This window comes from Marinobacter sp. (genome assembly GCF_046484525.1).
In the GTDB taxonomy this organism is placed as follows: Bacteria; Pseudomonadota; Gammaproteobacteria; order Pseudomonadales; family Oleiphilaceae; genus Marinobacter.
The window spans coordinates 21,015-46,761 of the sequence record NZ_JAWOIS010000042.1; the positions used below are offsets into that span (position 1 = coordinate 21,015).

At 57.7% G+C, this 25,747-nt stretch carries 25 protein-coding genes; 11 read left to right on the forward strand and 14 right to left on the reverse strand.

The annotated features are described in order from the left end of the window. Positions 1-9: 9 nt before the first annotated feature. Positions 10-921 carry a transcriptional regulator FeaR gene (gene feaR, locus R6W86_RS08930; RefSeq protein WP_410329013.1) on the reverse strand — a complete coding sequence of 304 codons (912 nt, stop codon included), beginning with the start codon at positions 919-921 and terminating at the stop codon, positions 10-12. Positions 922-1,182: 261 nt separating this feature from the next. On the opposite strand from feaR, the gene R6W86_RS08935 reads away from it, so the two are divergent. From R6W86_RS08935 to R6W86_RS08965, 7 genes are read left to right on the forward strand one after another with little or no spacing between them, the layout of a single operon-like run. Next, entirely contained in the window at positions 1,183-2,505 is a 1,323-nt protein-coding gene (locus tag R6W86_RS08935; RefSeq protein WP_410329107.1) for a hypothetical protein, read from the forward strand. 15 nt (positions 2,506-2,520) lie between these two features. Further along, positions 2,521-3,930, forward strand: coding sequence for an aldehyde dehydrogenase family protein (locus R6W86_RS08940; RefSeq protein WP_410329014.1), 1,410 nt, complete (start codon positions 2,521-2,523; stop codon positions 3,928-3,930). Positions 3,931-3,964: 34 nt separating this feature from the next. Beyond that, positions 3,965-5,104: an amine dehydrogenase large subunit gene (locus R6W86_RS08945; RefSeq protein ID WP_410329015.1), complete on the forward strand. Its 1,140-nt coding sequence runs from the start codon at positions 3,965-3,967 to the stop codon at positions 5,102-5,104. An 11-nt stretch (positions 5,105-5,115) separates the two neighbouring features. Continuing rightward, a complete protein-coding gene (locus tag R6W86_RS08950; protein ID WP_410329016.1) occupies positions 5,116-5,655 on the forward strand; it encodes a MauE/DoxX family redox-associated membrane protein in 540 nt (179 codons plus the stop codon). 1 nt (position 5,656) lies between these two features. After that, positions 5,657-6,268: a methylamine dehydrogenase accessory protein MauD gene (mauD, locus tag R6W86_RS08955; RefSeq protein ID WP_410329017.1), complete on the forward strand. Its 612-nt coding sequence runs from the start codon at positions 5,657-5,659 to the stop codon at positions 6,266-6,268. Positions 6,269-6,285: 17 nt separating this feature from the next. Continuing rightward, on the forward strand, positions 6,286-6,807 hold the full coding sequence (locus R6W86_RS08960; protein ID WP_410329018.1) for a methylamine dehydrogenase light chain: 522 nt from the start codon (positions 6,286-6,288) through the stop codon (positions 6,805-6,807). Between the two features lie 11 nt (positions 6,808-6,818). Further along, on the forward strand, positions 6,819-7,349 hold the full coding sequence (locus R6W86_RS08965; RefSeq protein WP_175497223.1) for a cytochrome C: 531 nt from the start codon (positions 6,819-6,821) through the stop codon (positions 7,347-7,349). Positions 7,350-7,425: 76 nt separating this feature from the next. Here the strand turns inward: R6W86_RS08965 and R6W86_RS08970 are convergent, their stop codons facing one another. The 4 genes from R6W86_RS08970 to R6W86_RS08985 all read right to left on the reverse strand — a co-directional run bounded on the left by R6W86_RS08970 (position 7,426) and on the right by R6W86_RS08985 (position 12,743). Further along, the gene (locus R6W86_RS08970; RefSeq protein ID WP_410329019.1) at positions 7,426-8,124 is read right to left on the reverse strand and encodes a crotonase/enoyl-CoA hydratase family protein; all 699 of its coding nucleotides are present in this window, start codon (positions 8,122-8,124) and stop codon (positions 7,426-7,428) included. 128 nt (positions 8,125-8,252) lie between these two features. Continuing rightward, complete coding sequence (locus R6W86_RS08975) at positions 8,253-8,717, reverse strand: fibronectin type III domain-containing protein (protein ID WP_410329020.1); 465 nt, start codon at positions 8,715-8,717, stop codon at positions 8,253-8,255. 356 nt (positions 8,718-9,073) lie between these two features. Then, positions 9,074-10,123, reverse strand: a complete 1,050-nt coding sequence (locus R6W86_RS08980) for a mechanosensitive ion channel family protein (protein ID WP_410329021.1) — start codon at positions 10,121-10,123, stop codon at positions 9,074-9,076. A gap of 37 nt (positions 10,124-10,160) precedes the next feature. Continuing rightward, positions 10,161-12,743, reverse strand: coding sequence for a DUF2339 domain-containing protein (locus tag R6W86_RS08985; RefSeq protein WP_410329022.1), 2,583 nt, complete (start codon positions 12,741-12,743; stop codon positions 10,161-10,163). A gap of 160 nt (positions 12,744-12,903) precedes the next feature. On the opposite strand from R6W86_RS08985, the gene R6W86_RS08990 reads away from it, so the two are divergent. Further along, positions 12,904-14,097, forward strand: a complete 1,194-nt coding sequence (locus R6W86_RS08990) for a multidrug effflux MFS transporter (protein ID WP_410329023.1) — start codon at positions 12,904-12,906, stop codon at positions 14,095-14,097. 3 nt (positions 14,098-14,100) lie between these two features. Here R6W86_RS08990 and R6W86_RS08995 read toward each other — a convergent pair whose 3' ends face one another. Genes R6W86_RS08995 through R6W86_RS09010 form a run of 4 tightly spaced genes read right to left on the reverse strand, consistent with a single transcriptional unit; the run spans position 14,101 to position 16,948 of the window. Further along, complete coding sequence (locus R6W86_RS08995) at positions 14,101-15,108, reverse strand: Acg family FMN-binding oxidoreductase (protein WP_410329024.1); 1,008 nt, start codon at positions 15,106-15,108, stop codon at positions 14,101-14,103. A gap of 31 nt (positions 15,109-15,139) precedes the next feature. Next, positions 15,140-15,997: a non-homologous end-joining DNA ligase gene (ligD, locus tag R6W86_RS09000; protein WP_410329025.1), complete on the reverse strand. Its 858-nt coding sequence runs from the start codon at positions 15,995-15,997 to the stop codon at positions 15,140-15,142. Further along, positions 15,975-16,595, reverse strand: a complete 621-nt coding sequence (locus tag R6W86_RS09005; protein ID WP_410329026.1) for a DNA polymerase ligase N-terminal domain-containing protein — start codon at positions 16,593-16,595, stop codon at positions 15,975-15,977. The genes ligD and R6W86_RS09005 overlap by 23 nt, the downstream gene beginning before the upstream one ends. Positions 16,596-16,636: 41 nt before the next feature. After that, complete coding sequence (locus R6W86_RS09010; protein ID WP_410329027.1) at positions 16,637-16,948, reverse strand: hypothetical protein; 312 nt, start codon at positions 16,946-16,948, stop codon at positions 16,637-16,639. Between the two features lie 182 nt (positions 16,949-17,130). On the opposite strand from R6W86_RS09010, the gene R6W86_RS09015 reads away from it, so the two are divergent. After that, positions 17,131-17,853: a Crp/Fnr family transcriptional regulator gene (locus R6W86_RS09015; protein WP_410329028.1), complete on the forward strand. Its 723-nt coding sequence runs from the start codon at positions 17,131-17,133 to the stop codon at positions 17,851-17,853. Positions 17,854-17,861: 8 nt separating this feature from the next. On the opposite strand, the gene R6W86_RS09020 is transcribed toward R6W86_RS09015, so the two are convergent. Genes R6W86_RS09020 through R6W86_RS09030 form a run of 3 tightly spaced genes read right to left on the reverse strand, consistent with a single transcriptional unit; the run spans position 17,862 to position 20,477 of the window. After that, on the reverse strand, positions 17,862-19,220 hold the full coding sequence (locus R6W86_RS09020; protein ID WP_410329029.1) for a diguanylate cyclase domain-containing protein: 1,359 nt from the start codon (positions 19,218-19,220) through the stop codon (positions 17,862-17,864). Between the two features lie 4 nt (positions 19,221-19,224). After that, a complete protein-coding gene (locus R6W86_RS09025) occupies positions 19,225-20,079 on the reverse strand; it encodes an OmpA family protein (protein ID WP_410329030.1) in 855 nt (284 codons plus the stop codon). Then, a complete protein-coding gene (locus R6W86_RS09030; protein ID WP_410329031.1) occupies positions 20,076-20,477 on the reverse strand; it encodes a DUF4398 domain-containing protein in 402 nt (133 codons plus the stop codon). Before R6W86_RS09030 ends, R6W86_RS09025 begins: the two co-directional genes overlap by 4 nt. A 252-nt stretch (positions 20,478-20,729) precedes the next feature. On the opposite strand from R6W86_RS09030, the gene R6W86_RS09035 reads away from it, so the two are divergent. Then, positions 20,730-21,347 carry a PAS domain S-box protein gene (locus R6W86_RS09035; RefSeq protein ID WP_410329032.1) on the forward strand — a complete coding sequence of 206 codons (618 nt, stop codon included), beginning with the start codon at positions 20,730-20,732 and terminating at the stop codon, positions 21,345-21,347. Next, positions 21,347-23,875 (forward strand): chemotaxis protein CheB, encoded by a 2,529-nt coding sequence (locus tag R6W86_RS09040; protein ID WP_410329033.1) that lies wholly within the window; start codon positions 21,347-21,349, stop codon positions 23,873-23,875. Before R6W86_RS09035 ends, R6W86_RS09040 begins: the two co-directional genes overlap by 1 nt. A gap of 77 nt (positions 23,876-23,952) precedes the next feature. Here R6W86_RS09040 and R6W86_RS09045 read toward each other — a convergent pair whose 3' ends face one another. Together R6W86_RS09045 and R6W86_RS09050 are read right to left on the reverse strand one after the other, a co-directional pair. After that, complete coding sequence (locus R6W86_RS09045; protein ID WP_410329034.1) at positions 23,953-25,062, reverse strand: histone deacetylase; 1,110 nt, start codon at positions 25,060-25,062, stop codon at positions 23,953-23,955. A gap of 97 nt (positions 25,063-25,159) precedes the next feature. After that, on the reverse strand, positions 25,160-25,684 hold the full coding sequence (locus tag R6W86_RS09050; RefSeq protein ID WP_410329035.1) for a cytochrome b: 525 nt from the start codon (positions 25,682-25,684) through the stop codon (positions 25,160-25,162). Positions 25,685-25,747 lie beyond the last annotated feature (63 nt).

A 25,747-nucleotide genomic window follows, 5' to 3' on the forward strand; every position in this document is an offset into this window, starting at 1 on the left:
AAGGAACCATCAAGTGCAGTGTTTTTTAAATTGTGAGGGAGTATGTCCAAACCGCTGTTTGAAGGCCGTAGAAAAGTAACTTGAACTGCAGAAACCGAATCGATAGGCCGCCTCCGTCAAATTCAGCTTTCCCCGATGGGCTCGGATGTATTCCGCACACATTTCCAGACGCTGTGCTTTCACGAATTCCGAAAGAGTAGTTGAACGGGCCGAAAAAACCCGGTAAAGACTGCGAACGGACACTCCAATAGAATTCGCGACCATGTCTGCATTCAGTCCCGGCTGTCCGATGTTTGCTTTGATAAATTCAGAGGCATCCCGGAACACCCGGTCCCTTGGGTCAGAACCACTGATGCTCTTAAGCACTGATGGTTTAATCAGGGTTGCAAGAGAATCGAGTATCGCGGCGCCTTCATCAAATTCCAGATTCTGATGAAGAGACGCTTCCTTGACCAGTCGACTTGCAAAGCTGGCGATGTGGGAATCGGCGGGGATTTTCACACCCAGCTCGATTTTACTCAGGCTCAGTACCCGCTCGATTATATCGCGCGGAAGAATGAGCGAAATCTGCTGAGCTTCCCGAGGATAGGAAAAACGGAAGGGTAGAGCTGAATCCATCAGCACGATGTCCCCCGTCTCCATGGAGGATCGATTACCCGCCTGTTCGACGAAAGACTCCCCTCCCGTTTGAAAGACACAGAAAAAATCAGGAATTCCACTTTTCCGTATCTCTTTTGGCGTCCGATAGAGATCTGCCCCCTGAATCTCCACTTTCGACATATTCAGGCCGGAGCCACCAACCTTTTCAATAATGCCAGAGAATTCACCGCCCATAGGATCTGCAGCGAAAGGGCCGCATATGGCGTTGATATTATTGATCCAGCTTTCGAACTGAGCGCCGGAATTGGAACACGGAAGCATTGTTGTGACCTCTTATATTTGTATCACAATGTGGCTCAAAATGAGCAAACACTGAACAAATGTCAAGGAAACGCAGTTCATCTCTGGCGCAATCAGTGAACGTTCTGGCACGGGAGAGAAAGTACTCAGAGCCGAAGTTGACGAACATAGCCTTTGGAGCTTTTACCAATTCGGCAAGATCTTCATGGCAAACCGGCATGAGGGTGATACCGGCTTTCAGACCAACAAGAACAAGGTGTCAGAATGTTTAAGAACCAACGACTGAACAACCCCGTTTTGTGGGTTTTAACTTCCCAGCTGATCATCCCGTCCGCACTGGCGGCTTCCCTTTCCAGTGGCGCGGACTACGAACTGAACGGCGACCTTGAAATAGCAGCGGGCGTGTTCAGCAGCGACAAGAACTACCTGTACGACACTGATCGGGGCGGCGCCTTCTGGCAGGAGGGCTATATCAAGTTCGGCGTATCAGGTCATTATAACCTGACGCAGGCGGCAACCACCTATGGCGCCGTCAATGTCCTTTCCTCGGGAACCTGGGGCGACGGCGATGCCGGCGGCTTTACTTCCGGCGATGAGCGACGGACCGACCTTGAGGATGCCTACATCGGCTTCCGTTCCGGCAACCTTCTCCCCGCGCTCGGCACTGATGGACTGGACGTATCCGTCGGGCGACAGAATTTCGCCATTGGTGACGGGTTCCTGATCAACGGCGATTCTCTCAACCTTGGCGACAACCTCAACGGCGGCGGGCTCGACTTCGATCGCGGTGGCGCCTACTGGCTGGCCGCACGAAAGGCCTTCGACAGCACAGCCATTGCGCGCATTGGTGGCGACTCCGGCCTGCGCTCTGACGTGTTCTGGCTGCAATCAGACAACAACGCCCAGGCCGATACCGAACTGGCAGGGATAAACCTCGAATACGTTGCTCCCTATGGCACCTTCGGCCTCATGCATATCAAGGGGCTGGATGTAGACGATAACTATGCCCAGGCGCTAGGTCTCAGCAACAGGGATGGCCAGAAAACCACAAGCCTTCGCTATCAGGGTAACGCCGGTACAGAGCAGCTTTTTCTTTCTGGCGAAATCGTGACCCAGGATCAGGGCGATGCCAGCCGGCCGGATGCCGAGGCATGGTACCTCGAAGCCGGATGGAGCTTTTCGGAAGTGACATGGGCTCCGGAAGTCAGCGCCCGCTTCTCTCAGTTTGACGAAGGCTTCGACCCACTCTTCTTCGGATTCAACCGCGGTTACGGCACCTGGTTCCAGGGCGAAGTCGCGGCCAACTATGCCGGCCCCTTCAACACTGACACCGACGTACTCCACTTGGGTGTGAAAGCTTATCCGACATCTAACCTGGCCGTAGGTGCGTTGTTCTTTGATTTCAGCGATACCAATCAGGGCACCGGCACGCTGGACAGTCAGGAAATTGACCTTTATGCAGAGTGGGCAGTGCGCGAAAACCTGTTCATCAGCCCGGTGATTGGTTTCTACAAACCTGAAAACAGTGCAGCCAATGGCGGAAGCCAGTATCAGGACGATGACCTGAGCACCTATGCCCAGATTATTGCCGTCATCGGTTTCTGATTGGAGAGCAGACGCATGCAAAAGTATCAAAACGTTGTGAATGGTGAACTCGCAGAACCGGTTGAAAATCAGAAGATTTTCAACCCCGCCAACGGCGACTTGCTGGGGCTGGCTCCGATCAGCACCGAAGATGAAGTGGAACAGGCAGTCAGCGCCGCCAGAGCAGCTCAGCCAGCCTGGGCACGGCGCAGCGACAAGGACCGCGCAGAGATAACCGCCCGTATCGCAAGGGTCCTGGAAGAAAACTCGGAATACCTTGCGGACCTGATCACCCGGGAACAGGGCAAACCCCTGTCCGGGCCGGGCTCAAGATTCGAGATGCAGGCCTGCGTCGGATGGACACAGGTACCCGCCAGCCTGGAACTGGCCCCGGAGGTCGTCTACGAAGACGACGAACGAAAGGACACGCTGCACCGTGTTCCCCTGGGTGTCGTGGCCGCGATAGCGCCGTGGAACTGGCCGCTGATGATTGCCATCTGGCAGATCATACCGGCAATTCGAATGGGCAACACCGTGGTTCTCAAGCCCTCGGAGTACACCCCCATAGCAACACTTGAGATGGTCAGGCTGATCAATCAGGTGCTGCCGCCCGGCGTTCTCAACACCATAACCGGAGACGGGCGCATTGGCAGCAAACTGACCAGTCACCCCGACATCGACAAAATCATGTTTACCGGCAGCGAGGCCACGGGCCGGCGGATTATTGAGGCCTCGGCTCACAACCTGGCGCCGATCACTCTGGAGCTGGGCGGTAATGACGCTGCCATTGTCTTGCCCGGAACAAACGCCGGTGCCATCGCCGAGGGCCTGTTCTGGGGTGCTTTCCTCAACATGGGCCAGACCTGTGCCTGCATCAAGCGGCTCTATGTTCACGAGGATGACTACGAAGCGGTCATGTCCTCACTCGGCAACATTGCCAGCCAGATGACCATCGGCGACGGAACTGACGAGAACGTATTGATTGGCCCCCTGCAGAACAAAATGCAATACGACAAAGTCCGCGAACTGATTGCCGATGCCCGGGCAAACCAGTGCGACGTGAGAGAGTTCGGCGATACACCAGACAAAGGATACTTTTTGCCAGTGACTCTGGTTGGCGACATCAACGACGGCCAGCGACTCGTTGACGAAGAACAGTTTGGCCCCGCTCTGCCAATCGTGCGCTATCGCGATCTCAATGCGGCCGTCGCTTCTGCCAACCGGCTCCCGGCGGCATTGGGAGCTTCAGTCTGGGCTGATGACCCGGCCACCGCCGCGGAAACGGCCAGTCGCCTGGAAGCCGGGACTATCTGGATCAATCAGCACGGCGCCATCCACCCCATGGTTCCTTTTGGCGGCAACAAGGCCTCTGGTTATGGCTGTGAGTTCGGACTCGAAGGGCTCAAGGCCGTTACCCAGGCCCGGGTGATCAGCCTGAAAAAATAGAATCGACACAAAACAACAAACGAGGACCCAAACTATGCATTTATACAAGAAACTGGCCTGTGGCCTGATGCTGGCCTCCGGGCTGATCAGCGCCTCAGCTTTCGCAGTGTTACCTGAGGAATCGGTAGGCAACACCGTGCTATCGGCCCCAGGTGACCATCGCAGCTATATGGTTGATTTCGAGTTCAACAACATGGTTTCGACCCGGGTGGTGGTAGTCGACCCTGACTCGAAAACCTACCTCGGAATGATACCCACTGGACACGCGGCTCCTGCGGCTCTGTCGAAGGATCGTAAAACCGTGTACACGGCGGACATCTTTTTCAGTCGCTACACCCGGGGCGATCGGACCGATGTCCTGACAGCCTGGGACAGCACCACTCTGTCCCCGAAATGGGAAGTCAAAATCCCGACCAAGCGTGCCTTTACTCTCACGGAGCGCTTCGCCCTCAACACAAGCGCGGATGACAAATTCGTCTACATCTACAACTTCACACCATCCACCTCGGTGACCGTTGTCGACACGGAAAAACAGGAAGTTGTGAATGAACTCGCCATCCAGGGATGTATTCTCAACTATCCCGTGGGAGATCGAAGGTTTGCGTCACTGTGCGGTGACGGCTCGCTTCAGGTTATTACTCTGAACGATGCCGGCAAGGAAGTTAATCGGACATCCACGAAGTTTTTCGACCCCGACTTGGAACGACTGGTTGAACGGGCAACAAACGTGGGCTCAACCTATTACTTTGTCACCACAGACGGCGACGTGCTCTCGGCAGATCTCTCCGGGAAGAAACCCGAAATACTGCCGCGCTGGTCCCTGACCACAGAAGAACAAAGAGCCGAGGGCTGGGCCCCCGGCGGCTGGCAGCTTATTGCTACAGCGCCGGCCCTGAACCGCATGTATGTCCTGATGCACCCGGATCACAAACCCCACAAGTGGGAAGACCCCAGTACCATTATCTGGGAGTTTGACCTTAAAACCGGCGAAAAAATGAGAACCCTGGAGTCCCCCAACCTGATCTGGAGCCTCAGCGCAACCTCCGACGACGATCCTCTCCTGCTTGGCACCAACATTGAAGGTGGACTGGAGATTTTTGATCTGGGCTCGGGCCAACACACAGGAACCATGGCGGGGGTCACCAAAACACCGACACTGGTTATTAACCACTGAGGGGTAACCCGATGATCGATCCCATTATCAGCACGGCAGCAGCACTGGCCCTGAGCGTGATATTCGCCAGCGCTGCCAGTCACAAGCTCAGAAAACCGCACTGGTTTCGGCGCCAGGTGGAAGAGTATCGACTGACTCCCTCCTTCCTGACGCCTGTCATCGCGCTCGCGCTGCCAGTGACAGAGCTTCTGACCGCGGCTGGCCTGCTCTGGACAACCAGCAGACCATACGCAGCCTCGGTCGCCCTGGCATTGATCGCCGCGTATGCCCTGGCCATCGGCATTAACCTGATGCGCGGCCGCCATGATATGGACTGTGGATGTTCCGGCCCGGCCATGCGCCAACCACTCCATCCCATGCTGTTGCTTCGCAATTTCTTTCTCGGAGTTCTTGCGCTTGGCGCGCTCTTCCCGATGCTCGAGAGGACCGTATCCCTGCACGACAACTTCGTCATGGTTGCCGCCGGTACCGTCGCGGTTCTGCTCTATGCCGCAGCAGATCTTTGGCTGGCCAACAGACCCCTTTTGATCAAATTGTCAGGAGACAAATAAGATGCAAGCACTGATTGTTTCAAACGTATTACTCTGGCTTCTTCTGATCGCCACTGCGGTGGTTATTCTGGGACTTATCCGTCAGATCGGAGTCCTGCATTCACGCATTGCCCCGGCAGGCGCACTGATGATGGACAAAGGTGTGGAGGTGGGCCAGCCAGCTCCTCAGGTGACAGCAGCAGACCGCTCTGGAAAGCCGGTGAATATCGGTTATGCCGGCGAGCGCTCGACACTGCTGTTTTTCCTCTCCCCCACCTGCCCTATCTGTAAGTCGCTGATTCCCGCAATCAAAGCGATTGATCGTTCAAGCGATAATCTTGATGTTGTATATGTCAGTGACGGAGACCCTGCCGCCCAGGAAAAGCTGATTGCAGATGCAGGACTGGAAAACAGCCGCTACGTCGTCAGCCCGGAGATCGGCATGACTTTTCAGATTGGCAAGCTGCCCTACGCAGCACTGATTGATGCCAAGGGCACCTTGAAAGCCAAGGGGCTGGTCAACTCCCGGGAACACCTCGACAGCCTCTTTGAAACCGAATTGATGGGGTCTTCAACGCTTCAGCAGTATCTGAAGACCCAATCCGAATCTCCGCGCATTCATACGCCGTCCTGATCAGGGAGAATAATAAAATGAAATTTCTAGATCGCTTTTTTGAACGTTCATCACGCCATGTTGCCAATACCTCCGGCAGACGCCACTTCATCGCAAAATTTGGCTCACTCCTGGCAATCGGTACGGCGGCCCCGGTGTTACTGCCCATCGACAGAACCAGTAAGGCTCTGGCAGCCGAGTCTCCCAAGGCCGGCGACCCCGGAGACCCGACAAGCTGCGATTACTGGCGTTATTGCTCTGTCGATGGCTTCCTCTGCAGCTGCTGCGGCGGATCGGTAACCAGCTGCCCTCCGGGTACTGAAACCTCTCAGGTCACCTGGGTGGGCACCTGCCGCAATCCGGCCGATGGTATTGATTACATCATTTCCTACAATGACTGCTGTGGTAAACACAGCTGCGGCCAATGCGCCTGTACGAGAAATGACAGTGAAGAACCGATGTACCGTCCGTTCAACAACAATGACATCAACTGGTGCCTGGGTGCAGAAAGCAATGTGTATAACTGCACCGTCGCAGTCATTCGGGGTATCGCAACCTGAGAGGCAATGTGATGAAACCATCCATCCTGGCCATGTCGTTAACCCTGCTCCTTGCCTCTCCGTTTGGAGAGGCAAGGGTGATTCCTGACACTACTCAGAGGCCAGCTCCCGGTAACGAGGCCGAGCAGACACCCTTGAGCCAGGCAGGTTACTCTTCTTCGGTTAACTACCGACTGCAATGCCTGGGTTGTCATCTGACCAACGGGGAAGGATCTCCGCGCAACGGAATCCCCCAAATGACAGGCTTTGTCGGCAACTTCCTGAAGGTGGAAGGGGGCCGGGCTTTTCTGGTTCAGGTTCCAGGCTCTTCGCAGTCAGCGCTGAGCAACCAGCAACTGGCGGATTTACTGAACTGGATGCTCCGTGAAGAAGGGATTGCTGGTGGAAGCTCTCCTGAGAACTTCAGGCCCTACACTGGAGAGGAAGTGGAAGCGTACAGGAACATTAAAATCAAAGACTTGCCGGGGCTTAGGAGAAACCTTATTAATCGAATGGAAACCATGGGCATCCACATCCCAAAGGCAGCCATGCCCTCCCCTTGAAGTTTCCAAGTCGGGCCCCGCTTCCATCAGGGGCCCAACCAATTCAGACTGTGACAGCCTGCAAACAAAACCTTAATTAACCTCTCAAGCCCAGGTTCTCGGCGTCCTGCTGAATACAACGGTCGAGCAATTCCAGATACTCGGCCTTGGCCTTCACCTTGGTTTCACGGTGCGCGCGCATATTCAGTTGCTTGAACTGGTTGGCCAGCGCACTCGCCCGCTCAAGCAGCCTATCCTGCCCGACCACCTCGTCCAGATAACCGGCCTCAACGGCACCTTCAGGATTATAGATTTCCGCATTCACCACCGAACGATAGAAGTGCGGCGGGTTGAGGCGGTGGCGGGCAATCTCGATGCCGGCATGATGCATCGTCATCCCGATGGCCACCTCGTTCAGGCCCAGCTTGAACGGCCCTTCGATGCCGATGCGATGATCCACCGACAGCAGGATAAACGCGCCCTTGGCAATGGCATGACCGCTGCAGGCGCCAATCACCGGCAGGGGGAATGCCGCCAGGCGGCGAGTCAGGGTGGAGCCGACTTTCACCAGCGCGGCGGCCTCCTGCGGCCCCTTCTGCATTTCTTTCAGGTCATAGCCGGCGGAGAATACACCCGGCTGCCCGGTCAGGATAACCACGGCCTTGTCCTGCTCCGCCTGATCCAGCGCCTTGTTCAGCGCCTCGAACACCTCGTGGCTCAGGGCATTCGCCTTACCGTTGTTCAGGACAATCGTTGCAATTCCATCGTTCAATTCATAACTAACAAGCTCGGTCACCGGTCTCTCCCTTCTGACCACCCATAAAGTGAGTGTTTGTTAACTTAACAGAAGCCAAGATTGTGGGTGAGGCGCCCGGGAGATTCAATCCCTGACGTGACAGTTGGGCGCCAGAACGAGACGGTTATTCAGATTGTTTTGCTAACGACATCGGAAGGGGCACTGACCAGGCCATCGGTGTCGACAACCTGGATCGAGAAAAACCACTCGCCGGTGCCCAGATTATTGATGGTGTATTCCATTGTGCTGGCGTCGTTGATCTCGATGGTTTTGCTCAGATCGGATGCGTCCTGGCCATAGCTGATGATGTAACTGTCCAGCTCGCCCATGGCAAGGCCTTCGCCGTTCACACGGGTGGCCGGCGCAACCCAGCTGAGTTTGGCGGTACCGGTTACCGCCGGCTCGCTGGTTACCGGGCTCTCGTCTGCTGTGCCGCTATCGACAGCCCCCGTTGTCTCACCACCCGGGGAGCTGTCGCTGACTACGGTGTCGCCACTGCCCGAGTCGGAGCTGACTCGCTCACCACTGGACTTGGTGCCGGAATCGTAGGAGCTGCTCGTATCATTGCTGCCGTCAGCCGAGCCTGCTGACACACTGGAATCGCCTCCACACCCTGTGAGCACGATCCCCATAAACACTGCAGCCGTCCATGCCTTTGACGTATTAATGACGCGCTTCATAGTCAATAGACACCAATAAATCGTCGAATTTGTGAAATTGTGTTAAACGCGACGGATTATGGGTGTGAAGTTTGTCGGTATTCTAGTTACAAAATGGTCAATTTTCCGACAGGAAATCGTAACAAAAGCGGAAAAGGCTGAAATCGATGAAAAAAGGCAGGCAGGTTTACCCACAATATCTGTGGATAACTGTGTGAGTAGAGCAAGGAAACATGGCGCCAGGCGGCACGGGGTCAGTGCCGGGCAATTATGACGGTAAATTGATCTGGCTAGCTTTCAACCAGCCTGGCCCGAACGCGGGGCAGGTGATCCGGGTAGTTATTCTGAATGAACGTGACCAGCCCTTCGCGAACGGCACACCGCAGATCCCAGTTCTGACTGGAATCCGGCGCGCTCATCAGGAAACGGATCTGCATCGCCTGATCACTGGAGTCGGTCACCTGAACCGTGCCGAGCTTTCCATCCCATTGGCTGGAAGCCTGGAGCAAGCGATTGAACTCCTCCCGCAACGGTTCCACCGGCATGGTGTAGTCCACCCAGATGAAGACCGTTCCCAGCAGGTCTGAATTGTTGCGTGACCAGTTCTGGAAGGGATTTTCGATGAACCACTGTAACGGGACGACCAGCCTTCGCAAATCCCATACCCTGAGCACCACATAGGTGGCAGTGACCTCCTCCACCCAACACCACTCACCCTGTACATGCAGGACATCGTCAATGCGAAAGGGTTGGGTCAGTGCAATTTGCAGGCCGGCCAGCAGATTACTGAGAACCGGCCGCGCAGCAAAGCCCAGGATAATGCCGCCAACACCCGCCGAGGCGAGCAGGCTCGCGCCCATGTGCTGCACCGACTCGAAGGTCATAAGCGCGGCCCCGAGCCCGATAATCACAATCAGTATGTTCAGGCAGCGGACCAGGAAGCGAGTCTGGGTTTCCACCTTGCGGGCGCGTTTCCATTGGCCCTCGAGCACCGGATTCAGTGCCACGATTACATCGCCGATTGCTGAGGTGAGTCGCACAGCGGCCCAGGTCAGAGCAAGAACCAGCAGCAGGGTTGTGACATGCCGCACTGCGTAAACCAGGGGTAAATCGTCGGGAGCCGCCTTGAGTGCGCCAGCCAGTACGAACAGGCAGAGCACGACGCCCAGTGCGCGGGCCGATGCATCAAGGAACAGGCGAGGAACGGTTTTGGATCGGGAAAAGCGTCGGACCAGCGCCAACGCCAGCCGGTAGGTCACGTAAGTGGCTACCACGGCCAGCAATGCCGACAACCCGGGCAACAACCATGCCTGCAGACCAGCTTCCAGATGTTCCAGCACTCTACTCCCCCACCAGGTTATCTACATTATCATCAAACTAGCTCATGTCCGGTCCGCGCGCGCGAGGTGTCCTCCGATACAGCCACGCCAGACCCAGCAAGGCGAGCCCCAGCCCCATGAAGGCCGCAACCCGCCAGAATCCCTGCAGGCCGGCCATATCGATGAGGAAGATCTTGGCGATCACAAGACCAAGCAATGCCATCCCCGCCTTGTACAGCCTGAGACTGTGATTGACACCGGAATAGAGAATTGCCGCGATGGCGTACAGCATCCCGACTACCGAATAGGTATACAGCTCGCCCTCGGAGACACCGGAAACCAGCGCCATGTCGCTGCCACGCCAAAGCTGCCGGATTTCAAGGGCAGTGAACAGGAAGAAGCTCCCCGCTGCAAACCACCGGGAGACCAACCGGGAGCCGAAACCAGGCAACCGGCTGACGACAAGCGCCAGCAGTACCGGCCCGCCGTAGGCGGGGAGCAGCATGTTGAACACAGGCGTTGCACTGATTACGCTGCCTCCCAACCAGGGATTGTGCACAGTTACGAGAGCCAGGTAGCTCAGGCAGGACAAACCTAGCAGGATTCGCGAGAACAACCGGTAAAGCCAGGCCAGCGACTCACTGGCCCTGGCCCGGTAGAGGTAGGTCAGGCTCAGGGCACCCCAGAGCAAAGTATTGATGGTGGCCTCTGTCAGGCTGTACTCCCGGGTAAAAATATCTCCGTCATACAGCCAGTAGCGCAGTTCGGTGCCAAGGAACAGCACCAGCAGGTGCAGACTGGCTGCCTCAAGCCAGGGCCGGATGCCATGGTGTTGGTCCGCAATCCGGGTGGCAATTGCCGCAGCCACCGTCGCGCCGCCGTATGTCCAGAGCGACCAGTGAACGCCGGCATCATAACCCTGCAGCCACGGATTGAAGGTCAGCCTCGCGACCACCAATGCCAGGGCCAGCTTGAGCAGAATATACAGATCAGGCATCTGAAAACGTCGCGCCAGCCACGTCAGAGTGATGAACTGGACCGACAGCGCCAGGGTCAGCGATGCCTCGCGGAACATCATCACGGCAGCCAGGGAATAACCGATATGGGCCGCCAGTACCGCCCAGACCACACCCTCTCGGTAGCGTTCAAACCGCTCCATCTGCCAGGCCAGCACACCATACAGACCCGCCAGTAGCAACGTGCCCGTAGCCCATAGGGTTGTCCTCTCATACCCATGCAGAAGCAACCAGCCGAGGGTCAGCCAGACCAGTGGCGAGAGCAGCATCAAGGAAGCCCAGCGTCGCTGACGGGGATGACGCACCCATTGCCAAAGCGCCAGCGCAACCGTGAGGACCGTTGCTGAAATCAGGTAAGTAACAAACGCCGCGCGTTGCCCGGCCGGAAACTGGTCCAGGAAAACGACATCGGCACTGGTGCGGCTCATATAGACCAACCAGCCAATAGCACTGGCCAGCACAGCTCCCCAGGGGAGGAACCAGAGCGCCCCGCGGCTCTGCGGGATCAGTGCGGCCACCGGAACAATCAACAGCCAGGCCCAGAAAAACGGAGCATCTGCCGGCTGACCCGCAACTGAAACCGCCCAGAGTGCGAGCAAGGGAAGAAAGGCCTGGCGTAATCGCCAGGCATTCTGCTGCACCTTGCCCGGCAGAATCGCAAAAGCCAGGAACAACCCGGTCAGGTAACAGGCGGTCGACACCTCAACCGGCACGGCAGAACTGGTCAGCAGCCACCACAGCAAAGCACCCGCCAGGGTGGCATACCAGAGCCACTCCCGGAAGACATAGCGCATCAGCAGCAGGGAACTCAGGGTGACGAGGAAGCTGTAGGACAACACGAAGGTAACGCTGCCGTCCTCGCCGCCAATGAGCATGGGCACCAGGTAGGCGCCACTCAATCCCATGACAGCCAGTAATGGCCCGTGCACCAGCGCCATGACCATGGTGCCGAGTGACACTATCGCCAAACCAATCAGGCCGGCCATCGAACTGATGAGACCGTAGTGGTGCACACCTGCAAGCAGCGCTGCATACAAGGTGATACTCCCTCCCCCGGCCAGCGCCGCAAAGACCTCACCCGCGCCTTGCTGGCGGCGGCGTAGGAGTTCAGCGGCGCAGTGCAACACCAGACCGCTGATGAGAGCCAACAGGAACTGTTGAGTCGGGCCGATGAGACCGGCACTGATGGAATGACTGACCATGAAGATGCCTGCCAGACCAACACTCAGGCCGCCCAGCCAGACCATCCAGTTTTCCCTCAGGGCCCGGAAGAACCGGCCAGCCCTGACCGGTTCTTCCGGCTCTCCCGAGAGCCATTGAACATCCTCTTGCGCCCTGACCTGTTCCGGGGATTCCATCTCCACCGACGGACGGGGCTTGATCTCCGGAGGTTCTTGCCGGGGTTCCGGCTGGAGCGATTCCGAGGTATCCGGGTCAGCCTCTTCCCTCCCCGTCCGATATCTGAGGCTGGCAATTTCTCCCCGTAACGATGCGATCTCCTGCTCGAGCCCTTCGATTCGCCTCGATTGAGCGCCACCCTGACGGAACGCAAGGAGCCCGAGCACCGAGCCGACAGGAATGAACAACGCCAATCCCACGATAAAAACGACGAATAATACTTCCACACCCATCTCCCCGGTTACGCACAACTGCCGCGGCCATTTCGGGTACTATTATGCGCAGACAACCAACAACTTGCAGATCCCCTGATCACGCTTTCGGAAACTGCCCATTGCATCAGGTGAGAATTATTATTAGCTTTCTACCTTCTCAAGGAGGTAGGTTTTGTCCCATTTTCAGCTTGCGTTACTGCTCGGAATGACCGTGGCCCTCGGGCCCCTGGCGCTGGATGCCTATTTGCCGGCATTCCCCAGCATCGCCGATAGTCTCGGTATTGCCCACAGTGATGTCGGCCTGACCCTCAGCGCCTATGTGGCAACCCTGGGGCTGGCTCAACTGGTAGGCGGCCCGCTGTCTGATCGCTATGGCCGGCGACCGATTCTGGTGGGTGGGCTCGCCATTTTTGCGGGCGCTGCCGTGATGGTCTCGCTCTCCGATTCGCTCTCTAATATGGTGCTCTGGCGGGTTATCCAGGGCATAGGCGGAGCCTTCTGTGCAGTGTCCGTCCCGGCCATTGTCCGGGATCAGGTTGGCGGGCAGGAAGCCGCGCGGCTGTTTGGCCTCATTGGTCTGATCATGTTTATCGCGCCTGCAGCAGCCCCATCCATGGGCGCCCTGATGCTGGCTCTGGGCGACTGGCACAGCATATTCCTGGTGCTGGCCGGGTACGCAGTGTTTCTGGTATTCGCGCTGCATGTTGCGCTGTTCCCCAAACTGCAACCGAGGCCACCGGCGACCACTCCGGTACGCACCCTGGTTACCAACTACCTTCTGGTACTCCGCCACCGGACCACCATGCGTTTCGTGGGTATCCAGGTGCTGTGTTTCAGCACCATGCTGCTATTCATTACTCACTCCTCATTTATCTACCAGGAGTGGTTCGGCCTCTCCAATGGCATGTTTGCGATTCTGTTCGCCGCCAATATCGCTGTGATGGCGATTCTGAACCTGATCAACCGGCCTTTGCTGAGACGCTTTCCATCAGTCGTTCTCCTGCGGGTTCAGGTGGCGATGCAGTTTGCCGCGTTGGTGGCACTGGTGGCGGTCGTCCTGCTGGAGGGCCCGTTCTGGCTGGTCGCGGCCTGCATCATCGCTGCCATCGGTTGCCAGGGCGGCATCGTGCCCAACAACATGGCCAATGCCCTCGAATACTTCCCGCATCTCGGTGGGACCGCAGCCGCCCTGTTGGGTGCCTCCCAGTTCACCATCGCCGGCGGCATCAGCGCCCTGTCATCGCTGTTCGGTGGCGACGCCCTGCTGCCGATCGTGACCAGCATGCTGGCATGCTCTACCGGAGCCGTTATCCTGGCCTCGGGCGCGCCCCGTGCTGTCGCACGGGAAATGGCCCCGGCAACCTGACCATCAGACCAGCACCTGCTCTACCCGACGACGCAGTGATCGCGGGCTTTCCGGACCGTGGCCGATCCTCACCACGAGGTCCGGCCGCCGTTCATCAATGCCGAGAAAGCGCGCAAACTCCGGCCTGATTGCAGCAACCTCCACCGGTTGATTGATAAACGCCGTGCGCAGGCCCAGGGCCGCAGCCTGAAGGGCCAATCGTTCATAGCATCGCCCCGCTTCAATCCAGTGGTGTTTGTCATCACGCTCGGAGTAGAGAATCGCAATCGCAGAGGAACTCTGGATATTCCGGAAGTCCTTGCGGCTCTGGGCCTTTGCCGAGAAGCCGAACTTCATTGCAAGCAATCCCAGCCATCGAGGCACTGAGGGGCTGCCCATCACCGGACCGTACAGACCATCACCGTTGCGTGCCGCCTCGTCAGCGCTGAAACGAATCCAGGATTTCAATTCAGCGGCCCAGGCACCGTCCGCAAACTGGGCCCGGTTTCCCTCGGCCACATAGCGGGTGATCTGCTCTTTCTGCTCCTCGTTGTCGATGAGAAGAACCGAAACACCGTCACCAGTGCCTGCTTGCGTCAGGAGCTCGGCTTCTCTTCGTGTCAGGGGTTCGCCATCAAACTCAACCCGACTGCATTGCCGCTCTGGAATCGCCTCGAAGAGAGCCGTCCGGACAGGGGCCATTTCCTCAAATTCAACCTTCACTCCGGTCGTCGACGGGTCGTATTCGGGATGCCCTTCCAGGCCACCTGCCCGCCCGGCCTGAAGCAGGTTCTCGAGGGCACAGCCAAGGCTTGCATACAGGTGGTGGTCATCCGGGTCCACCGCCGGACATCGCCGTGACAGGTCCGGAAGGATCCAGACCCGGCCCGGCTCTATCCGGAACTGCCAGGGCTGAGTGTTGTGGCTGGAGGCAGCCATGGTGGCATACCGAATGATGGCCGAATACCGGGCATCGCCGCTGCCAAGATCGTGGTGGCGCCAGAGTTGTTTTACTTCATCCGTGTAGTCCATTCTTAGCCCTCCCGACAACGATTACCTGCACTCAGGCATGCGGCAAACTCACCCGATGCCGTTTGAAATTCTGCCACGGGTCCTTTTTTGCCCCGAGCCGACGGAATATGTTGGCCAGCCCCCAGCTTTGCGGTCCGGTCTTTCTGTCCTTGAGTTCTGACCATGAGATCGGCGTAGCGACCGGCGCTCCCTCGATAGCCCGCAAGGAGTATGGGGCGACAGCCGTCATACCGTAATCATTGCGCAGGTAATCGATAAACACCCTGTTCCCCCGCTTCTCCTTACGGTGCTCCATGGTTGCAATGTCCGGGCAACGGGTCAGGAGTTCCTCCGCTAACCGCTGCACCACCGGCTTGACCCGTTCAAAGGTTTCTTCCGGACGCAGTGGCACGTGGACATGCACACCACGGGAACCGGTGGTCTTCACGAAGGATGGCAAATCCCGCTGACCCAGGAGCGACTTGAGCCCAAGCGCCAGCTCGCGCACCTTCTCGAAATCATTATCGGAAGGGTCCAAGTCAAAAATCATCTGGTCAGGTCGATCGAGTGCCTCCCCCAGGGACAAGGCAACATGAAGTTCCACCACGTTCTGATTGGCGAAGCAGGTCAGGTCGTTCGCCTTATCCGCGGTAACCATAAGCATGGTTTTCCCAACCCTGCTGCGCATGGGAACTTCAAGGCGCTCAATGTGGGACGGGAAATGCTCTGGAGCATGCTTCAGAAAAAAGCCTTCCTCGCCGATACCCTCGGGAAAGGACCTGAGGGTCAGAGGTCGGCCCCTGAGGTGGGGCAGCATGATTGGTGCTATTTTCCGGAAATAATCAATCAGATCGCGCTTTTTAATCCCGGAATCCGGAAAAATCAGCTTATCGGGATGACTTATCTGCATGGCCCGATTCCTCTTCATCCCTGGCAATTTCCTTGAGCGATCGGCCACTGATTACCGAATCCGGCTCGGTGGAGACCGGATTGCGCCTGGCGTCTGCCTGGCTATCATCCATCTTGATGATCAGCCATTGCTCCCCGGATTCCCCGGTTTCCATTCTTACCAGAGAGTAGCCGCCCTGCAGCTTTTCCCCGGCAAGCTCAATCTTGAGTTTGCCCGCCTCAAGGTGTTTTTCAAGAGTACCCGGGTCGGCACCGTCTTCTTCAAGGGAGGAAAACGCACCGGTGTCCCAGACCATCACCGTACCGGCGCCATACTGCCCCTCAGGGATGATACCTTCAAAGTCCACATACTCCAGCGGGTGATCCTCCGTCCGAATGGCCAGACGTTTCTCACCAGCGGCGGTGGACAGCCCCTTGGGAACCGCCCAGGACTTGAGCACACCGCCAATGTTCAGGCGGAAGTCATAATGCAGGTTACTGGCATCATGCTTCTGAATGACAAATATCGGCCTGCTCCCGGCCAAGCCGCCGTTACCGGACGGCTCACCGGTTTTGCGGAAATCCCTTTTTCTCTTGTAACTGGCAAGCTTCTCGCTCATGCAGCTCTCCTTGCCAGGCGATCCTAACGCGCTTGCGGGACTCACTGACGTATTGGCTGACAGCCACGCATTGAAAGCGCCAGGTTCGCACTGGCCCTGATCTGATCGTAGTACTTCGACGCGGTATTCACACCCATCTCGGCATAATTACTCGCTATCGGGCTGATCAGACGGCTCAGTTGCGCCCATGCACTGGCGGATTGCCGGTCCTGACTGTAGGCATCAAAGGCCTGGTAGATTTCGTTGCAGGTGACGCCGTCACCATCGGTTGCGGCGGAAGACATGTAACTGGAGGTCTGGCAGCCGGACAAAAGAGTGCTAGCGGCAATAGCAAAGGGAAACGGATGTTTCACGGGTTGTAATCTCCAGGGATTCGACAACTGCATCCATTTTGGCCCGCGATACTAGCAGAAAAGTGCGGGGATGAATTGCCGCCTGTTAGCCCCCTCGTTCTGGATTTGATTCGGCCAGAATGATTGTTTTGTGCTAAGTTTGGAATGCTACACTCAACAACTACTCTTCAAGGAAGGAGACCATGAACGACACTCCTACCGCCCCCGAGCAGAATCACTTGCTGGCCGCCCTGCCGGAGAGTGCCAAGGCACGGATCCTTCCCCGGCTCAAACTGGTAGAACTGGACCTGGGTCAGGTAATTTACGAATCCGGCCAGCCTATTGAGTTTGTCTATTTTCCAACCGACTGCATCATTTCGCTGCTTTACGTCATGGTCAACGGCTCGTCCGCCGAGATCTCGGTGGTGGGCAATGAAGGCATTGCAGGTATCGCAGTATTCATGGGCGGAGACAGCACCCCAAGCCGAACGGTTGTGCAAAGCAAGGGGTTCGCTTACCGAATGTCCGCCCCGGACCTCAAGGTTGAGTTCGACAATAATCCCGACGTGAGGGTATTGACCCTACGCTACACCCAGGCACTGATAACCCAGATGTCCCAGACTGCAGTGTGTAACCGCCACCACACTATCGATCAGCAACTGTGTCGCTGGCTGCTGTTATCTCTTGATCGCCTGCCAGATAATCATCTGAAGATGACTCAGGAGCTGATTGCCAACATGCTGGGTGTCCGTCGCGAAGGGGTCACCGAAGCCGCCAGCAAGCTTCAGAAACTGGGCATCATCGAATATCATCGCGGTCACATAATCGTAATTGACCGGTCAGCACTCGAAGGGCTTTGCTGTGAATGCTATGCCGTGGTCAAGCGGGAAACCGACCGACTGGCCTCTCAAAACCCCCGGGATTAGTTCGGTCGTTATCGACCCGCTGAAACTGGGGGCAAGTGTTCGGCGACGGGGCGCCGATTCAAGATCTTGACCCGATACATGGCCGTATCTGCTCTTTTCAGAAGCTCATCGGCGGTCTCCCCGTTGTCAGGATAGACGCTGACTCCGATGCTGAGCTGCAACGCCACATCATGCCCACCGATCACCATGGGGGCCGCAGCGGCTTCCCGAATTTTATCGGCAACGGCAAAGGCATGATCGGGTTGGGCGATTTCGCCCAACAACACCACAAACTCATCCCCACCATAGCGGCAGACCGTATCCGTCGCTCTTACACACGCCTTCAGTTTGCCGGCCAGTGCGATCAGGATCATGTCACCGCTTTCATGGCCAAGAACGTCATTGATACCCTTGAAATTATCAAGATCAATAAACAGCAGGGCCATCTGTTGGCCATGCCGCCTGGCCAGCGCCAGAGACTGCTCAAATCGCTCATAAAAGGCGTTGCGGTTATGCAGATTGGTCAGAGCATCATGCTGTGCCAGGTACGCCATGCGGGCGGTGGTTTCCCGGGAAAAGCGGGCGTCATGGAACACAATCACTGCTCCGACAACCACGCCGTATCGGTTGTGAATAGGTGCTGCCGAGTCTTCGATCGCAAGCTCCACGCCGTCTCTGGCCACCAACAGCGCGTTCGCTTCCAGAGCAACAATGCTGTCCGACTGGATGGCTCGCCGCGCGGGATCGGCCATGGGCTTGTGGGAATCCGCATCCAACACCTGAAAAACCTCACTCAGTGGTCGCCCGATGGCCTCCTGGCGGCTGAATCCGGTCAAGGTCTCCGCCACACCATTCATGTAGGACACCCGCCCATCGATATCAGTGCTTAGCACCGCATCACCGATGGAGTCGAGGGTGACCTGTGCCCGCTCCTTTTCCTCAAATAGCTGCTCCTCGGCCTTTTTCCGTGCTCGCTCATGGGCTTTGTAGGTGCTGATATCTTCTAACGTATGCACGTATCCGTGGCCGGGCATGGTATCCGCCAGCAGGGCGGCATTACGGCGGGTCCAGACAACCTCTCCGTTCGAACGCTTCATCCGCGCCTCACACAGGAAGGACTTGTGGCCCAGCACCGCCGCATCCCAGTGCCGGACAACCTTGTCATGGTCCTGCGGGTGGATAACCGCGCTCCAGTGCGAGCCGATCAACTCATCGCCAGTCCAACCACAAAGCTTCTGATAGGCGGCATTGCTGTAAAGGCATTTGCCCTCCCGGTCTGTCACAAGAATACCCAGTGGCAAGGTATCGCTCAGCGAAATACCCGTACCAGGGCCGGCGTTGGTTTGCCTGTCCGCCGCCAGCGGGAAGAAGTCTCGATATCGCAGCATACCTCTACTCCCTGTTTTCGATAACGACTTCAACCCGCCGATTTTGCTGGCGACCCAGTGCAGTGTCATTACTGGCGACAGGGCGCTCAAAACCAAAACCGGATACCGTCAGTCTGCGACTGTCGATGCCACGGTTAATCAGAAACCGCTGGACCGACTCGGCCCGCTGGCGTGACAGTGTCTGATTGAAGGCGGCACTGCCCACGTTGTCCGTATGGCCCTCGATCAACACCTGGCGATCGGGGTACTCCTTGAGGAAGTCCACCAGTTTTTCCAGATCCTGGTTAGTACCGCCCTGAATCTCAGCACTACCAGTGGCAAACAGAACATCACCCAGGGTCAGGACCAGTCCCCGCTCAGTTGCTTCGGCCTCGAGGGTGTCAATCTGCCGTTGAAGCTCCTCGGCTTCCCGGGCTGACAGAGCGGCAGCTTCTGCCTGTGAGCTGGCTTCGGAGTGTGCGCGGTCCGCCTCGAGGGTTCGTGCCGCCAGCCTGGCCGCATCCCGCCGTTCGCCCAACAATTCCCGTTCGGCCTCCATCAGCCGGGTTTCGCCTTTGGCTCGGGCGATTTCAATCATCCGGTTGGCCATGTAAATCCGATGAGCCGCCAACGCCGCCTCGTCATCATCCAGCGGTTGTTCAGCAAGCTGCACTGCTGCTTCTGCATCGCGCAACTCAACGCGGGCATGAGTCGTCATGTCTGGGTTCTGTTGCAGTTCGGTCAACTTGGCGCGCACATCTTCCGAACCATCAGGGCTCATCGGTGCCATGGCACATGCCGTCAGTAGCACCGAGGAAAGCACTATTGCCGCTCCGGTTTTCGCGCCTGGAACCGGTTTTAAAAAGGATAGGATGATCATTGCGGTTCTCCCTGACGCTGCATTTCTTCTTCGAGTGCTTCAGCACTTCGCTCCATTTCGCGATTGATTTCCGCGGCCTTCGCCGCTTCCGTTCTCGCGATTGCCAGCTCTGCGGCCACTCTGGCCTGCTTGGCCAGGCGATCTGCTTCGGTCATGCGCTCCGCCTCGACGGCCTGATTGGCGGCCACGAGATGCCGGTTCGCCTCTTCCAGTTCCGCGGGAGCATAGCGGCGAGCTTCGGCTTGCTCAGCACTGGCAATGGCATCTCTGGCCATATTCAAAGACTCAGTCGGTGGTAACGGCGCCGACGCACAGGCGACCAGGGTCAGTGTTGCGAGAAACATGATAGTGGACAGGCCGATACGTTCGGCGGCCCGGCGAATTACGTGCATCGTCATAGCATGGCTCCTTATGCCACGGAGCTGCCCGGGCCCAGGTCAAGAGCCCGTGCACTACCAAGCCCGAACGGCCCGGCAACGCTCCTTATCCTTCACACTAGAGCCCGGCCCGGACAGCGTCCGTTCGCTAGCGCACACAAGACCGTCCCCTGGCAAAACACCCAACCTTGCTATTCGGGTGTCTCAAGGTGGAGTAGACTCAATTGACGCAACTCAGACATCGGTTTTTTAAGGCACAGTCAGGGAGGCACTATGGTCGACACCCGCGAATACCCGAATGCCGAGAGCTATGAACGGCTGCGCCGCAGCGCCAGGGACCTGATCGACCATGGAGTCCCGCCACCCAACCGCGGCGGCACACTGAGCGTGGATGCATTACAACTGCTTTACCAACGGGCGAGCTCTCCCGAATCCGCTGCCGATGCCCTTAAATTGCTCCATGAGCTCCAAACCTATCAGGTGGAGGTGGATATTCTTTTTGAGCAACTTCAGGCCAACGAACATGAACTGACAGAGGAACTGGCCCATTACAAGTCGCTCTATGAACTTGCTCCCGTGGCTTATCTGATAATTGCTAACGACGGCGTGATTATTGAAGGCAATCAGGCTGCGGGCGTGCTTTTCGGCGAATCCGCCAGGACGCTTTCCGGCAAAGCAATGAGCTCGCTCCTGGCATCGGGCCAGGAGGGCGCAGTGAACGCACTGTTGCCAAGCTCCGGGGAACAGGAGTCCGGCAGCCGGGATGCGGCAAAAGGTTCGGTTGAGCTCCCGGATCAAAGACGGGTGACGATCAGTGCAAGGCCCTCTGCCGGCGGAGACAGCATTCTGATGATACTGACCGAAACCACGACACCTCCTGTCAATTCCTGATGCGCATTGTTGGCATTGGCGCCTCCGCAGGCGGCCTGGCATCCCTCGAAGACTTCTTCCGGAATACTCCCTGCAATACCGGCATGGCGTTTCTGGTGGTGCAGCATCTGGACCCCACCCAGAAGGCGCTATTGCCGGAACTCCTGCAACGCTATACCGAAATGCCGGTGTATGAAGCCGAACAGAACATGCCCGTTCGCGCGAATTCCATTTATGTCATCCCGCCAAACCGGGAGTTACGGGTGCTGGATAACACCCTGAAGCTGGACCAGCCAGCGCAACCCCGCGGCATGCGTCTCCCCATCAACGTGCTGTTCTCATCCCTGGCCAGCGCACAGAACGAGCAGGCCATAGCCGTCGTACTCTCCGGCATGGGCTCCGATGGCACCCTCGGCCTTCAGGCCATCAAGGCCACTGGGGGACTGTCAGTGGTGCAGTTACCCGGGTCGGCCCAGTTCGATGCCATGCCCAAAAGCGCGATTGCCGCCGGCTGCGCCGATATAGTGGCACCCGCCGGGGAATTACCGGCTCGCATACTGGCTTACGTCCGGCGCGTTCCCGAGCCCGATCAAGGTCCGGAACAGGGCCACACCGCACGCGCCTCGCTGAAACGGCTCGACCCGATTCTTCACTTGCTGCGAGAACAAACCGGACATGACTTCTCGCTCTACAAGCCCACGTCTCTGAACCGCCGGATTGAGCGACGCATGGCCATCCACCGCATTTCGGAACTGGCCGATTACACCCGCTTCCTGGCCGCCAACAAACAGGAAGTGCAGCTGTTATTCCGGGAACTGTTGATCGGCGTCACCCAGTTCTTTCGGGACCCTGACACCTGGAATTATCTGATTGAAGAGGGCCTGCCCGAGTTGCTCGCCAGGCAGTCGCCTGAACTCAAGCTGCGTGCCTGGGTGGTGGGGTGTTCAACCGGCGAAGAGGCCTATTCGCTCGCCATTGTGTTTACCGAGGCGCTGGAGCAGGCAGGGCAAGGTCGGGATCCCGACCTGCAGATCTTTGCCTCCGACATCAACCCGGAGGCCATTGCTATCGCGCGAAAAGGACAATACCCACTCAGTATTGAAGACACCGTGTCCGAGACCCGGCTGGCGCGTTTTTTCACCAAACACGACAATCATTATCAGATACGCCCATCGATACGGGACAAGGTGTTGTTTGCCCGCCATGATGTCATCCTGGACCCGCCGTTCACCCAGCTGGACCTGATTGCCTGCCGCAACCTTCTAATTTACTTCGACCTGACGCTACAGCGCCGGATACTTCCCCTGTTTCACTACAGCCTTCGCCCGAACGGGTTGTTAATGTTGGGCAGTTCGGAAACCGTTGGCCGGCTGAGCCATCTGTTCGCCCCCCTGAAGCCGAAAATACGCCTGTACCGGAGCAAGCCCTACGACGCCATCCGCCACTCGGAGTTCCTGCTGGAATCGTTTCCTCCCATGTCCACCCTGTCCAAGGAGCAACCCGTGCCATCAAACCAGGCCCCTCCACCGGAGACCATCAACACCCTGCAATCCGCTGCGGATCATGTGTTGCTGCAGGTCTATGCACCCGCCGCCGTGGTGCTCAATGCCGATGCTGACATCGTGTACATCAGTGGGCGCACCGGGAAGTATCTGGAACCCGCCGCCGGCAAGGCCAACTGGAACATCCACGCCATGGCCCGTGACGGACTGAGAGAAGCACTGTATTCCGCGTTGAAACGGGCATCGGTTCAACCGGAGCCGGTGGAGTTGACCGGACTACTGGTTCAGACCGGCTCAGGCACCCAGGCTGTTGATGTAACCATTCAGGTTTTCCATGAGCCTGATGCCCTGAAGGGCATGACCATGGTGGTGTTCCGCGATGCGCCTGTCCCGGCTGCATCCCGGCGCCGCAAGCCCGCCCAGGCCACCGATTCGGACTACGCTGTCGAGATTCAGCGGTATCAGCAGGAAATCGAAAGCCTGCGGCAGCAGGCCAAGCTGTCCCGGGAGGAACTGCAGGCCTCCAATGAAGAACTTCAGTCCACCAACGAAGAGTTGCAGTCCGCCAATGAGGAACTGACAACATCCAAAGAAGAAATGCAGTCGATGAACGAGGAACTGCAAACCATTAACACAGAGCTGCAAACCAAGCTGGATGACCTCGCGCTCGCCCAGAGCGATATGCAGAATGTACTCAACAGCATCGAAATCGCGGTCCTGTTCCTGGATCAGGACCTGAATGTACGGCGCTACACCGAGCGCGCCACCGCCATTATCAGCCTCCGCGAAAGTGACATCGGCCGCCCGCTCAGCGACCTGAACACCAGCCTCCGTTATCCGGAGCTTCAGGAAGATGCCCGGCAAACGCTGAGCACGCTGGCGGTCAACGAAAAACAGATTGCCACCACCGATGACCGCTGGTTCTCCGTCAGGATCATGCCCTACCGGCGGCTGGATAATGTCATCGACGGCGTGGTCATCACCCTGGTGGATATTACCGACACCAAGAAGCTGGAATCGTCGCTACGGAAGCAGCCCCGGACATGACCCTTACCCGGTCTCAGTCCGCTGATCCGGTACCCGGGATGCCATCACCCGGTCATCAGTGCACTGATCCGAACGGCTCAATCGCCAGTGGGATCCTCTTTAAATGCACTGAGGTGAAACGCGATGGCTTCCTCCACCGCATCCATGCCACACTCTTTGGGCTCCGGAACCGCTCCGCCGGCCAGGATCTTCAGAACAGAGCGTACGCCATGGGCCAGTGACTCCGTGTTGTAGCCGCCTTCAAGGACAAAGGCCAACCGACCCTCACACAGCCGGTCTGCCAATGACTGCAGAACACCGGTCATGGCAGCGCAGCCCTCAAAGGACACATTCATCGCAAGATCGTACCAGTGGACGTCGAACCCCGCGGACACGAGAATAAGATCAGGTTTGAAATACTCTGCGGCCGGTACAAGGATCTCGTTGAAGGCCCGGAGGTATGCCACATCACCGGCACCGCCCGGCATGGGCACGTTCACCGTGGCACCCTCGCCCAACCCTGCACCCACCTCCTGCAAATTGCCACTGCCCGGATAAAAAGGTGAGGCCCGATGGATATCAAACAGCATGACACGCGGGTCGGCCCAGAAAATGTCCTGGGTACCATTGCCGTGGTGGACATCCCAATCGACAATCAGCACCCGCTCGCAGTCAAGCTCGGCCAGTGCGTGGGCCGCCGCAACCGCAACGTTGTTCAACAGGCAGAAGCCTCTCGCGCGCACCGGTTCTGCATGGTGGCCGGGGGGCCTGACCAGCGCAAAGGCGCTTTGGGTACTGCCTGAAACCACGGCCTCAACCGCTGCAATAGCTGTTCCCGCCGCCACCTCGGCAGCCTCGATACTACCGGGAGATACAGCCGTGGTATCCACATCCAGCCAGGCATTCTTGTTGCGAAGGGAAAATACATCATCGAGATAAGACGTGGTGTGAACACGGGCCAGCTGATCCCGCGTGGCGACCTTGCCCGATGCAAACCGAACACCTTCCACCGGCTCACGCTTGAGCAGATCCAGAATGGCATGAATGCGCCCGGGGTGCTCAGGGTATTTCCACTGGACGTTCAGGCCCGCGAGGATCGCCCGGACGCGTTTGTCCAGGCGCCCGGGAAGAAAGGCTGCATTCACATCGGGGGCGTGATTGAGTACCCGTTCATCGTAAAATACGGTGACATCTCTTTGCTCAGTCACAGCTAGCTCCATGCGTTTTTGTTCAGGGGATGCCGGTGCCTTCCGGGCAACCTGCACCGCTGATCAAAGCATAGTCAATGAAACCGATACCCGACAATCAGGCCATGCGCTTCATTATCCGGTCACCCAGCAGGTACTGGTGCGCCAGCGCTGCCGCCACGTGAACGCCAATCATCAGCCAGAGCACGTTGGCCAGAACCTCATGGACGTCCTCCCCACTTTCTTCCAGCCACTCCATTTCCGGGCCCGAGCCAAACAGCGTCCAGCCAAAGAAGGTGACGGGGTCCCCTTCCCCCAGCGACGTCACCAGTCCGGACAGCGGCATCAGGATCATCAGTGCGTACAGCGCGACATGTCCCAACCTGGCCATGGTCGCCCAGTACTCAGGCGGGGTAAGGCGCGAACGATTCAGCCATCGCCACAGGCCACGAAACAGCACGAGCCCGAACAATGCCAGCCCCAGGCTTTGGTGCCACGCCATCAATGAGGCTTCCGAGAGACTGTCTTCCAATGCCTCGAACCAGACTTCGCTGGCAAGCATAAGCAACAGCAACACCGCCATAATCCAGTGCACGGCACGGGAAACAGCTCCATAACGGTTCTCAACATCCATCACGGTCATCTTCAATCTCCTTCAGCAGGGTGGCGAGAGCCCTCCCCGGGCCCTCGCGCTGACTACCGGATC